This window comes from Pseudogemmobacter sp. W21_MBD1_M6 (genome assembly GCF_052119585.1).
Classification (GTDB): domain Bacteria; phylum Pseudomonadota; class Alphaproteobacteria; order Rhodobacterales; family Rhodobacteraceae; genus JBGQOJ01.
This window is the reverse complement of record NZ_JBGQOJ010000001.1, coordinates 170,368-182,577: the sequence shown is the minus strand read 5'-3', so window position 1 is coordinate 182,577 and position 12,210 is coordinate 170,368. Positions and strand designations below refer to the sequence as shown.

The window sequence follows — 12,210 nt, the reverse complement described above, 5'->3', positions numbered from 1 at the left end:
CAATCCATATAAGCCGCGCTGTCGGGTCCTTCGGGGCCCGATATTTCATTGGTGTTGGTGGTCCCTGCAAGGGGATGCCTGTCGGCCGAAAGGCAAAGGACAACGCCCTTCATAGCATCCCTTGCGGGTGCGCCCAAAGAAGGAGATCAGCCGTGACCAAACGCACGTCTGCCAAGTACAAAATTGACCGCCGGATGGGTGAAAACATCTGGGGTCGTCCGAAATCCCCCGTCAACCGTCGTGAATACGGCCCCGGCCAGCACGGTCAGCGCCGCAAGGGCAAATTGTCCGACTTCGGTATCCAGCTTCGCGCGAAGCAGAAGCTGAAGGGCTATTACGGCGATCTGACCGAAAAGCAGTTCCGTCGCATTTACACCGAAGCCGAGCGCGTAAAAGGCGACACCGGCGAGAACCTGATTGGTTTGCTGGAGCGTCGTCTGGATGCTGTTGTTTACCGCGCAAAGTTCGTGCCGACTGTTTTCGCGGCCCGCCAGTTCGTGAACCACGGCCACGTGACCGTGAACGGCCAGCGTGTAAACATTCCGTCGTACCGCGTCAAAGAGGGTGACATCATCCAGGTGCGCGAAAAGTCGCGCCAGATGGCTGTGATCATCGAAGCGATGGCTTTGGCCGAGCGTGACGTTCCCGACTACGTCGAAGTTGACAACTCCAAGATGAAGGCAACCTTCGTGCGGACCCCCGCGCTGGGCGATGTTCCTTACCCAGTGGTCATGGAACCGAACCTCGTCGTGGAATACTACGCGAAAAACTAATCAGGTCTGCCCCGCGCAGATCCAAAGGGTCGCCTTCGGGCGGCCCTTTTCCGTTCATGCCCCGTATGTGCGGATCGTCGCGCCGGTTCATTCCATCTGGCAATGGCGTTGCTGGCCCGCTATTAGGGGCGAAACATCCGGGGACGCAGCATGGCAAGACAGATCAAACCGCAGTCGGGTATCATGGACATCGCGCTGTATCAAAGCGGCGAAAGCCAGATCGGCGACCGCAAGGATGTGGTGAAATTGTCGTCGAACGAAAATCCGTTCGGGCCCAGCGAAAAGGCGATGGAGGCCTTCCGCCGCGCCGCTCATACGCTGCACCGCTATCCGCCGACCGACCACGCATCGCTGCGCCGCGCCATTGCCGAGGTCTACGGGCTGGACGCGGACAAGATCATTTGCGGCGTCGGATCGGACGAGATTATCACCTTTCTTTGCCAGGCCTACGCAGGCCCGCGGGACGAGGTTCTTTATACCGAACATGGGTTCTCTATGTATCGCATTTCCGCCCTTGCCGCCGGTGCCAAGCCGGTCGAGGCAAAGGAACGCGAGCGTGTGACCGATGTCGATGCCCTGTTGGCCGCCTGCACCGATAGAACCCGTCTGGTCTTTATCGCCAACCCCAACAATCCCACCGGCACGATGATCGGAGGCAATGAATTGTCGCGTCTTGCGGACGGGCTGCCGCCCAAGGCCATTCTGGTGCTTGACGGGGCCTATGCCGACTATGTCGACGGCTATGACGCAGACACGTCACTGGTCGAATCCCGCGAGAATGTCGTCGTAACGCGCACCTTCTCCAAGTTGTATGGTCTGGGTGGGTTGCGGGTTGGCTGGGGCTATGGCCCGCAGCCGATCATTGATGTGCTGAACCGGGTGCGGGGGCCATTCAACCTGTCCACCGCAGCCCTTCAGGGGGCAGAGGCCGCCGTGCGTGATCAAGATTACGCCGCCAAATGCCGGGCTGAAAACACCCGGATGCGGGCCTGGCTGGCAGAGGCATTGGCAGAGCTTGGCGTGCCGTCCGATACATCCTGCGCGAACTTCATTCTGGCGCGGTTCGCATCCGAGGATGAGGCGAACGCCTGTGATGACTACCTGCGGGGCGAGGGCATTCTGGTGCGCCGTGTGGCGGGCTACAAGCTGCCCAATTGCCTGCGCATTACGGTCGGTGACGAAGCATCGTGCCGACGCGTGGCCCATGCGGTTGCCGGTTTCAAGGGACAGCGGTAATGGCGCAGATCTATGATCGTGTTGCCCTGATCGGTCTGGGGCTGATCGCCTCGTCGATGTATTGGGCGATCAAGCGCAGCGGGTTGGCGGGCGAGGTTGTGGGCTATGCCCGCACCGCCGAGACCCGCGCGACCGCGCGCGAGATCGGTTTGTGCGACCGGATTTGCGAAACCGCCGCAGAGGCCGTTCAAGGGGCCGATCTGGTGGTTCTTTGTGTGCCGGTCGGGGCTATGGGCGCTGTTGCCGCCGAAATCTCCAGTGCGCTGAAACCGGGGGCCACCGTCACCGATGTCGGCTCGGTCAAGAAGGCGGTGATTGATGCGGTGGGGCCGCATATTCCCCTGGGCGTCAATTTCATTCCGGCGCATCCGCTGGCCGGCACGGAACACTCCGGCCCGCGCAGCGGCTTTGCCGAACTCTTTGACAACCGCTGGTGCTTGCTGGTGCCAACCGATGGCGCCGACGCACAAGCCACGCAAAAGCTGCGCAGCTTGTGGGAGGGCATGGGGGCCAATGTCGACGAAATGGACGCAGAGCACCACGATCTGGTGCTGGCCGTCACCAGCCATGCGCCGCACCTGATCGCCTACACGATGGTTGGCGTGGCCGACGACCTGCGCCGCGTGACCGATAGCGAAGTCATCAAATACTCTGCTGCCGGGTTTCGCGATTTCACCCGTATCGCGGCATCCGACCCGACCATGTGGCGCGATGTGTTTCTGAACAACAAAGAGGCGACACTGGAAATTCTGGGTCGCTTCACCGAAGAGCTGTTCGCGTTGCAACGGGCGATCCGCACCGGCGACGGTGACCATTTGCACGCCTATTTCACCCGCACCCGCGCGATCCGTCGCGGTATCGTTCAGGCGGGGCAGGACACTGACGCGCCCGACTTCGGTCGCGCCAAGGCCAAGGGATAACAGATGCGCCGCTTGCTGATTTCCCTTGTGCTGACATGCCTTCCCGCAGGCCAGATCTGGGCCAGCGCACCGGATATTTCTGCCGTTCCGAAACCGCGCCCCGATATGTTGTCCGGGGCGCAGCTGGACGATGTGGCACCTGTCATGGGGGCATTGACGCCTGTCGCGGTCAAACCTGTCTTGTCTGGCTTGCCGGGCCTGCAATCCTCTTTGCGGCCTGTGGGGCGTCCCGCTATCGTTAAATCGCTGGTGATGGCAAGTGTCCGCACCAAACCCTCGACCGCGATTGTTCTTGGAAGCAAGGGCGCTGTTTGCGGTGATCCTGCGATCAGGGGGCAGGCCCTTGCACCCATCGTCGGGCGGATCAAGGGGTGCGGTCTGGATGCGCCCGTCAAGGTCACAGCCGTTGACGGCGTCGCCTTGTCCATGGCCGCAACGATGGACTGCGCGACGGCAAAGGCGCTGAAGTCATGGGTTGTGAAGGGGGCAAAGCCTGCCGTTGGCAAAACCGGTGGCGGCATCAAGTCGTTGCAGATCATGGGGTCCTATTCCTGCCGCGCCCGCAACAACCAGAAGGGCGAGAAGATTTCCGAGCACGGTCGCGGCAAGGCGATCGACATCGGCGCCATCAATCTGGTGGATGGAACGTCGATTTCGGTGCTCAAGGGGTGGCGCGACCCCAAGCAGGGCAAGATACTGGCCAAGATGCACAAAGGCGCCTGCGGTCCTTTCGGGACCGTGCTTGGCCCGAAGGCGAACGCCTTTCATCAAGACCATTTCCATTTCGACACCGCCCGTTATCGCGGCAGCAATTACTGCCGCTAGAACGGTGTCAGACGCGGGGCTGGCCCTAACGGGATCGGTCCAAAGCTGACCATGCCGTTCTGAAAAGCCAGCGGCACATCCAAGACGTCGGGATCGCCGGACATCGACGCCAGAATGGTCATCGCGTTTACGACCGTGGGGGCTGTTTCCCTGGGGATCAGGCCTGCGGCAACGGCAACCTCCAGCAGTTTGCGCCAGTTCTTCGCGCTAACGTCCAGCTTTCCGGTCAGGATGCCGGCGCTGTCCACCGTCAGCACGCCTTGCGCCCCGATGTCGATCATGCCCCATGTCAGGTTGAACCGGTTCACGCCGATTTCCGTCAGGGCGGGGCGCTTGCCTTCCAGTGCAAAGCGGTCCCATGGCGCGTCAAAGCCCAGACTGCTGTCGATCTTCAACCGCTCGATCACCGGCGACAAGGTGCTGTCGGGGTCCAGCAGTGCCAGCACATGGTCGGGCAGGGCCAGCGACAACGACTCTAGCGCGACGTCGTGAAACCCCTTGCGCGTTGCGGTCAGGCGGGTCGCGAACCGTGCGTCGGCGATACCCAGTTCCCATCCGGCGTCAGATGTCAGCGCAAGGTTTTTCACCACCACGCTGGAGTGATCCAGCGCCAGCGACGGCCCCGCCTTGAACACGGCGGACCCGCGCATGTCGTCCGATGTGACGGCGATGCTTTCGCTTGGTGTGATGAGGGTCTGCTCATTTGGCCAGACCGCAATGATATGGGTCGGCTTGTAGCTCAGCGTGAAAATCTGGAAGAACGGGGCCCGCCAGCCCAAACCGGACACAGGGTCGGTCATATCGACGTCGGTCAGTGTTGTGTCGAACCTGTTGGGAAAGCCGCCGGTTGACAGGTCGGAATAGCTTACGTCCCAGCCCCGCGATTGCTGCTGTGCCAACCACGTCGCCAACCCGCGTTCGACCGCAGTTGACCCGACAAACCAGTATCCGCCCCAAAGCGAGGCGGCGACAAGAACCAGCACCATTAATCTGCGCATCTCTGCCCCTTTAATCCTGAACCTCACTGGTGTTTATAGGGGGGGCAGGCGAAGGACCAGACAGATGCAGCATGACCCGCTTTGGATATTTGGCTACGGCTCTTTGATGTGGAACCCGGGTTTCGACTTTTCCCAGCGTCGCGTGGCGCGGCTGTCTGATTATCACCGGACGTTTTGCATGCGATCTATCCATCATCGGGGCACAGAAGACCACCCCGGTCTTGTGCTGGCGCTGGACGAGGCGCAGGGCGCGCAATGCGACGGGCTTGCCTTTTGCGTGCCGCCCGATGCCGCCAGCCGAACGCTGGACTACCTGCGAGAGCGGGAGCTGATCTCGTCTGCCTATCTGGAGGTGACATTGGGCATCACCCTGCACGATGGCGCACAGGTGCAGGCGGTGACCTATGTGATCGACCGCGATCATGTGCAATATTGTGGTGGCCTGCCGTTGGAAGAACAGGCGGGCATCATCGCGACAGCCGTCGGCGGGCGCGGTCCGAACACGGAATATCTGTATAACACAGCATCGCACCTGACCGAACTCGGGATCGAGGATGCCGATCTGACATGGCTTGCAGGCCGCGTAAGGTGCCTTGCCAATTAGCGAAATTCGATGTTGGCTTAAGCGTTCAATGCCCCTATCGTGAGGGTAACAATAATAGCGTCAGGATACGTCCCGATGGACAAACCGGGTCGCGAGGCCGAGCCGTATTTCTCTCAACCTGTACGTCAGATTTTTCTGATGCTGATGGTTATCGTTCTGGTTTCTTTCGGGGCATACGTCGCGTTGCCCGCGCTGGGACCGGTGTTTCTGGCAAATCTATATCTGAACGGGTTCATCCTGTTTGTGTTCCTGATCGGTGTGCTGTCTTGTTTCTGGCAGGTCATCCAGCTGATCACCTCGGTTAGCTGGATCGAGGGCTTTGCCGCCGACCGGAAAGGCCACGAGTTGACACAGGCACCGCGTTTGCTGGCGCCTCTGGCCGCGCTTTTGCGGACGCGTGCGGTCAAGATGCACATCGGGTCTTCCTCTGCCCGCTCTATTCTGGACTCTGTCGCGACCCGTATCGACGAGGCGCGCGATATCACCCGTTATATCGTCAGCCTTTTGATTTTCCTTGGTCTTTTGGGCACGTTCTACGGCCTAGCGACCACGGTTCCCGCCGTTGTCGAGACGATAAAATCCCTTGCGCCCACGCCGGGCGAAGACGGGATGGAGGTGTTCGGTCGTTTGATGAACGGTCTTGAAAAACAGCTTGGCGGTATGGGTACGGCGTTTTCTTCGTCGCTGCTGGGGTTGGCGGGTTCGTTGGTTGTCGGCCTGCTGGAGCTGTTCGCGGGGCACGGTCAGAACCGGTTCTACCGCGAACTGGAAGAATGGCTGTCGACAATTACCCGGCTTGGGTTTTCGTCCGGTGATGGCGAAAGCAGCGGCGATCAGGGCGTCATGACTGCGGTTCTCGACCAGATGTCACAACAGATGGAAGCCCTGCAAAGCATGTTTGCGCAGTCCGATGTCAGCCGGTCTCTGGTCGACGAACGTCTGGGCACGCTGGCGCAATCGGTTGAACGGCTGACGGTCAAATTGGGGCAGCCCGACGAGGGCCTGATCCGCCTTGCCGAAGGGCAGGAACAGTTGGTTGCTTTGCTTTCGGCGCAGGCACAGGCACAGGACGGCGGTGACCAAGTGGATGCCGAAAGCCGGATGCGGCTGCGCAGTATCGACGTGCAATTGCTGCGCATCCTCGAGGAAATGGCATCCGGTCGGCAGGAAACAATGGCGGATCTGCGCAATGATCTTGGCCAGCTGACAAAGGCGATCCGCCAGTTGGCCGCCCCCGTCGCCGGACGCAGAGGCTAGCGCGATGGCCCTTAGCCGCAGAACCGGACAACGGCTTCAGTCCAATATCTGGCCCGGTTTCGTGGATGCCATGACGGCGCTTTTGCTTGTGCTCATGTTTGTTCTGACGATTTTTATGGTGGTCCAGTTTGTTCTGCGAGAGCAAATATCGGGGCAGGAAACCGAACTGGATAATCTGGGCGAACAGGTGCGCGGGCTGGCGCAGGCGCTGGGTCTTGAAAACCGCAAGGTTGCCAATCTGGAGGACACGCTTGCCGCCGCGCAATCGGATGCGGAACGGCAGTTGGCCTTGATCGCGACCCTGACCGCGCAGACCGAACAGCAAGGCAGCGAACTGGCACAGCAACGCGCGGCGATCACAAGTTTCGAGGCACAGGTGGCCAACCTTCTGGCAGAGCGTGACAGGGCGTTGGGGCAGGTCGCGGATCTTGAAACGGCGCAAACGCGACTGTTGTCCGATCAAGAGGCGTTGAACCTTGCACTTGCCCGCGCCCGCGACGAGATCGACGCGAATACCGAGGCCGCCCGCCTTGCCGCTGCCCGCCGTGCCGCGCTTGACGCTCTTGTCGCCGATCTGCGCGCACGCGCCAAAGACGCGGATGAAACGGGGGCTGTGTTGGCGGCCAGGGTGTCCGAGCTTCAGGAAAAGCTGACCGAGGAGGAAGCGAGCAGGCTGGCCGAGGCGGAAGCCGCGCGTCTGCTGCGTGAACGACTGGCAAATGCCGACACGGAATTGACCGCCATGACACTGGCGTTGGAAGAACAGCGCCGCCGCGCAGAGGAAACGCTAACCCTGCTGGCCGCAGCCGAGGCGACGCGCGAAACCTTGAACATCAAGTTGGCAGCCGCGTTGTCGGATGTGGAAACGCAAAAGGCGGCCTCGGCGGACCGGCGTGAAATTCAGGCGCAACTGGCATCGGCGCTGGCTGCGAAGTTATCGGCAGAGCAGACCGCGCAAAGCACGCTGACCCAGACGCAGGAGCGCGCCGCCCTTCTGGCCGCCGCAAACAAGGCCCTGTCAGAAGTCGAGGCGAAATCGGCCGAGGACCAACGCAAGCTGGCGCTTTTGAACGAACAGGTTGCCGCTCTGCGCACGCAGCTCGGGTCGCTTCAGGCGGTTCTGGATGCGTCGGCCAGCAAAGATGCGGCGGCACAGGTTCAACTGGAGGCGCTTGGATCGCAACTGAACACCGCCCTTGCGCGCGTCGCATCCGAGGAAAAACGTCGCGCAGAATTGGAAGAGGCAGAGCGCAAGCGGCTGGAGGCCGAGGCACAGGCGCTGGCGGCCGAGGCGAAAGATCTGGCGCGATACCGGTCAGAGTTCTTTGGCCGCCTTCGCGACGTTCTGGGGGCGCAGGAAGGCGTTCGCATCGAAGGCGACCGCTTTGTGTTCTCGTCCGAGGTTTTGTTCCAGACCGGCGAGGTGAACCTTTCTGAAGCGGGTAAGGGAGAGATCGCCAAAGTCGCGGCGATCCTGCGCAGCGTCTCTGGCCAGATCCCACCCGAAATCGACTGGATCATCCGCGTCGATGGCCATACCGACAATGTGCCGTTGTCAGGTCTGGGGAAATACCGGAACAACTGGGAACTCAGTCAGGGGCGCGCCCTGTCTGTGGTGCAATATATGGTCGATTTTCTGGGCATCCCACCGAACCGGCTGGCCGCGACGGGCTTTGGCGAATTTCAGCCGGTGTCTACCGGAACCACACCCGAGGCCCGCGCCCAGAACCGCCGTATCGAGCTGAAGTTCACCGAGAAATAACTATCCTTCAACGCGGATTGTCACGCGCCGGACGCTAAGAATGGCGCCATTGCGCGTCAGCCTTGCCTCTCCGGTGTAGGGCCCCGCAGGCCATCCATCGGCTTTCAAAGGCTTGCCGACAGCGCGAAAGAACTGGGCCTGAATGCGGGGTAACACGATGGATTGGTTCACGATTTCCCCTTTCGGCCCGTTGATCGAAAGGTCCATTGTGTCGCCCTGTTGCCCGCCATAGGCGAACCCCCAGACGACAAGGGCAGGGGCATCTATTGGCAGAACGTCCCGCCCCGCAAGGCCCGCCTTGACGTCATCATAGCTGGGAACGGCGGTTGAAAGGCCCACGGAAACGATCCCGCCAGCGCTATAGGGTATGTCCGTTTGCCACATGGACGCGGGGGGCTGTGTGCCGCAAGTGGACAGGCTATCAGGGGCGAATGGGTCGACGATCTGTCCATTCCTGCGGACCGACAAATGGACATGGGGGAATTGGGTGCGCCCGCTTAGGCCGACCTCGCCCAGCACCGCGCCCTTGGTCACCCGCTGCCCCTTTTCGACGATCAAAGAGCCGAGCTTCATATGGCAATATTGCGTTTCCCACCCGTCGCCGTGGTTTATAGCCAGCCCGTTTCCACATTCAATCCTGGACACATCCGGCGCACCGGCCGTGCCAAAGGCCACATCCGGCACCTGATCGCGCGTTGCCATGACGACACCTGCGGCAGCAGCCAGAACATCGACACCCGCCTGCATATCGGCAAGGGTGGTCAGTGCGAAATCCGTGCCCTTGTGCCCGTCATAGGTCAAGGCACCACAAGTGAAATCCTGCGCCCCTTCGGTTGGATCTTGATCTGTGTATTGCTGGATATAGCAGTTTTCCCCAAGCGTGCAGTCAATCGGCAAATCAATGAGAAAATCCTTTGCGGCCAAGGGGGCCGCAAAGGTTATCAGGATCAGGCTGAGAAAGCCGCGGATCACTCTGCCGTCAAAAGAGGCGGCTTGTCGCCGGTCAGTCTTGGCTTTGCCAAGCCTTCGGATTGCAGGTCGATCTTGCCGTCCTTGACGCTGACTTTGACAAGGCCACCCTTTGCCAACTTGCCGAACAACAGTTCCTCGGCCAGCGGTTTCTTGATGTACTCTTGAATGACCCGACCCAAAGGTCGCGCACCCATCTTGTCGTCATAGCCCTTGTCAGCCAGCCATTCGGCGGCCTCGCGGGTCAGTTCGATGGTCACATGGCGGTCCATCAACTGAGCCTCCAACTGCAAAACGAACTTGTCCACCACTTGCAGGATTACCTCTTTCGGCAGAGGAGCAAAGCTGATGACCGCATCCAGACGGTTGCGGAACTCTGGCGTGAAGGTCCGCTCTATCGCGGCCGTATCCTCGCCCTCGCGGCGTTCCCGGCCAAAGCCGATTGCAGCCTTCGCCATATCAGAGGCACCTGCGTTCGATGTCATGATCAGGATCACATTGCGGAAATCGACCGCCCGGCCGTTGTGGTCTGTCAACTTGCCGTGGTCCATGACCTGTAGCAGGATGTTGAACACATCGGGGTGTGCCTTTTCGATTTCGTCCAGCAGCAGCACACAATGCGGGTGCTGGTCGACGCCGTCAGTCAGCATACCACCCTGATCAAAACCGACATACCCCGGAGGTGCGCCGATCAGGCGAGAAACGGCGTGTTTTTCCATGTATTCCGACATGTCGAACCGCAAAAGTTCAACACCCAGCGTATCCGCCAGTTGTTTGGCGACCTCTGTTTTGCCGACGCCGGTGGGACCTGCGAACAGGTAGTTCCCGATGGGTTTCTCTGGTTCGCGCAGACCCGCACGGGCCAGTTTGATCGCTGAGGACAGGGCAACGATGGCCTCGTCCTGACCGAATACGACGCGCTTCAGCGAGACTTCGAGATCGCGCAGAACCTCTGCGTCGTCCTTCGATACGTTTTTCGCCGGAATGCGGGCGATCTTGGCAACGACGGCCTCAATCTCTTTTGTGCCGATGGTCTTGCGGCGTTTGGATTCGGCGACCAGATGTTGGGCCGCACCCGCCTCGTCGATCACGTCGATGGCTTTGTCCGGCAGCTTGCGGTCATTGATATAGCGGGCTGCCAACTCGACCGCAGTCCGGATCGCATCAGCGGTGTATTTGACCGAATGATGTTCCTCGAAATACGGCTTCAGCCCCTTCAGGATCTTAATCGAATCCTCGATCGAGGGCTCATTCACGTCGATTTTCTGGAACCGGCGCGACAGGGCACGATCCTTTTCAAAATGCTGACGGAATTCCTTGTAGGTGGTGGACCCCATGCAGCGCAGTTTGCCGCCCTGCAACGCAGGTTTCAAAAGGTTGGACGCGTCCATCGCGCCACCGCTTGTGGCACCGGCCCCGATGATGGTGTGAATTTCATCAATGAACAAAATGGCATCGGGATGCTTTTCCATTTCGGTCATCACGGCTTTCAGGCGTTCTTCGAAATCGCCGCGATAGCGGGTACCGGCAAGCAGGGCCCCCATATCAAGCGAATAGATCGTGGCATGTGCCAGAATTTCCGGCGTTTCGCCCTGTACGATCTTGCGTGCCAAACCTTCGGCGATGGCGGTTTTTCCGACACCGGGATCCCCCACCAGAAGCGGGTTGTTCTTGCGGCGGCGGCACAGCACCTGAATGCAACGTTCCACCTCGTAGTCGCGCCCGATCAGGGGGTCGACATCGCCCTTGCGGGATTTTGCGTTCAGATCGACGCAGTATTTCGCTAGCGCGGAGTCCTTGCCGTCGCCTTCGGTTGTGGCGGTGTCCTCTTCCATCTCGGACGCGCCCGTCACCGGACGCGCCTCGCCGAAATCGGCGTCTTTGGCTACGCCATGGGCGATGAAATTGACCGCGTCGTAGCGGGTCATGTCTTGCTCTTGCAAGAAATAGGCGGCGTTCGACTCGCGTTCGGCAAAGATGGCGACCAGCACATTGGCGCCGGTCACTTCGGTCCGGCCCGACGATTGCACGTGGATCGCGGCGCGTTGGATCACACGCTGGAACGCGGCGGTCGGCACGGCCTCGGACCCTTCGACGTCTGTGATCAGGGTCGCAAGATCATCGTCTATGAACTCGACAAGTGTGTCGCGCAGCTGTCCCAGATCAACGCTACAGGCCCGCATGACGCGCGCGGCGTCCGGTTCGTCGATCAGCGCCAGAAGCAAATGCTCCAGCGTTGCGAGTTCGTGTTTGCGTGCGTTGGCAAGGGCCAGCGCAGAGTGGATCGCTTGCTCGAGTGTGTTCGAAAATGAAGGCACGCTGCGTGCTCCTTTTTTTCTGGCCGGATCAAGGGCAGACCCCCGATCAGACTGTGGCCTCATTCCCTTAAAGTTCGGTGTTATTTCCGGCTCTTCAAGGGGTTTCTTCTAAATTCTCATCACTTTGCCTTTTTACTGCAAAAAGTGATCGGAAGAATGGCGAGAAACGCAGTGACACCGCTGTTTCCGTCCTTTGGTGAAAGCGATCAGATACCCATGCCGTGGCCTTCTCCGCTTATATCACACTAGATATGCCGATGTAGCGAAAGAGAAAACAGCAGGGAACAGCATTGTGAATGAACGCATCCTGTAGCCTCTTGAGTGTCGCCCATTGTGACCCTTGGTGCAACATCTGCTGACATCCAATGATGGAATTTTTCAGGAATGGGAACAAGATGACACACATCCCCCGGTCTGTCGCCGCGTCCCGCAATCGAGTGGCCCGCGAACAACCTGTGTTTGACCGCGAACCGCAGGGGGTGAATGAAGTCGTGGCAATATCCCGCGGCTTGGGTATGATCCGCAAAGCAACCTAACTGGACCAACGA

Annotated in this window: 10 protein-coding genes; 7 read left to right on the top strand and 3 right to left on the bottom strand. The window is 60.1% G+C overall.

Annotated features, from left to right (window positions below; translation table 11 throughout):
- Nucleotides 1-152 precede the first annotated feature (152 nt).
- The 4 genes from rpsD to ACEN2R_RS00720 all read left to right on the top strand — a co-directional run bounded on the left by rpsD (nt 153) and on the right by ACEN2R_RS00720 (nt 3,754).
- On the top strand, nt 153-773 hold the full coding sequence (rpsD, locus tag ACEN2R_RS00735; RefSeq protein WP_442038203.1) for a 30S ribosomal protein S4: 621 nt from the start codon (nt 153-155) through the stop codon (nt 771-773).
- 150 nt (nt 774-923) lie between these two features.
- Nucleotides 924-2,009: a histidinol-phosphate transaminase gene (gene hisC, locus ACEN2R_RS00730; protein ID WP_442038201.1), complete on the top strand. Its 1,086-nt coding sequence runs from the start codon at nt 924-926 to the stop codon at nt 2,007-2,009.
- The gene (locus tag ACEN2R_RS00725; RefSeq protein ID WP_442038199.1) at nt 2,009-2,929 is read left to right on the top strand and encodes a prephenate/arogenate dehydrogenase family protein; all 921 of its coding nucleotides are present in this window, start codon (nt 2,009-2,011) and stop codon (nt 2,927-2,929) included. Before hisC ends, ACEN2R_RS00725 begins: the two co-directional genes overlap by 1 nt.
- 3 nt (nt 2,930-2,932) lie before the next feature.
- Nucleotides 2,933-3,754: an extensin-like domain-containing protein gene (locus ACEN2R_RS00720; protein ID WP_442038197.1), complete on the top strand. Its 822-nt coding sequence runs from the start codon at nt 2,933-2,935 to the stop codon at nt 3,752-3,754.
- Here ACEN2R_RS00720 and ACEN2R_RS00715 read toward each other — a convergent pair.
- Nucleotides 3,751-4,752 carry a DUF2125 domain-containing protein gene (locus tag ACEN2R_RS00715; protein ID WP_442038195.1) on the bottom strand — a complete coding sequence of 334 codons (1,002 nt, stop codon included), beginning with the start codon at nt 4,750-4,752 and terminating at the stop codon, nt 3,751-3,753. The two genes, ACEN2R_RS00720 and ACEN2R_RS00715, sit on opposite strands and share 4 nt — an antisense overlap.
- A 64-nt stretch (nt 4,753-4,816) precedes the next feature.
- Here ACEN2R_RS00715 and ACEN2R_RS00710 point away from each other — a divergent pair, with 64 nt between their 5' ends.
- The 3 genes from ACEN2R_RS00710 to ACEN2R_RS00700 all read left to right on the top strand — a co-directional run bounded on the left by ACEN2R_RS00710 (nt 4,817) and on the right by ACEN2R_RS00700 (nt 8,375).
- Nucleotides 4,817-5,356, top strand: coding sequence for a gamma-glutamylcyclotransferase (locus ACEN2R_RS00710; RefSeq protein ID WP_442038193.1), 540 nt, complete (start codon nt 4,817-4,819; stop codon nt 5,354-5,356).
- Between the two features lie 75 nt (nt 5,357-5,431).
- Entirely contained in the window at nt 5,432-6,613 is a 1,182-nt protein-coding gene (locus ACEN2R_RS00705; RefSeq protein WP_442038191.1) for a biopolymer transporter ExbB, read from the top strand.
- 4 nt (nt 6,614-6,617) lie between these two features.
- A complete protein-coding gene (locus ACEN2R_RS00700) occupies nt 6,618-8,375 on the top strand; it encodes a peptidoglycan -binding protein (RefSeq protein ID WP_442038189.1) in 1,758 nt (585 codons plus the stop codon).
- Here ACEN2R_RS00700 and ACEN2R_RS00695 read toward each other — a convergent pair whose 3' ends face one another.
- Nucleotides 8,376-9,347, bottom strand: coding sequence for a M23 family metallopeptidase (locus ACEN2R_RS00695; protein ID WP_442038187.1), 972 nt, complete (start codon nt 9,345-9,347; stop codon nt 8,376-8,378).
- Nucleotides 9,344-11,662 (bottom strand): ATP-dependent Clp protease ATP-binding subunit ClpA, encoded by a 2,319-nt coding sequence (clpA, locus tag ACEN2R_RS00690; RefSeq protein ID WP_442038185.1) that lies wholly within the window; start codon nt 11,660-11,662, stop codon nt 9,344-9,346. The genes ACEN2R_RS00695 and clpA overlap by 4 nt, the downstream gene beginning before the upstream one ends.
- Nucleotides 11,663-12,210: the final 548 nt, after the last annotated feature.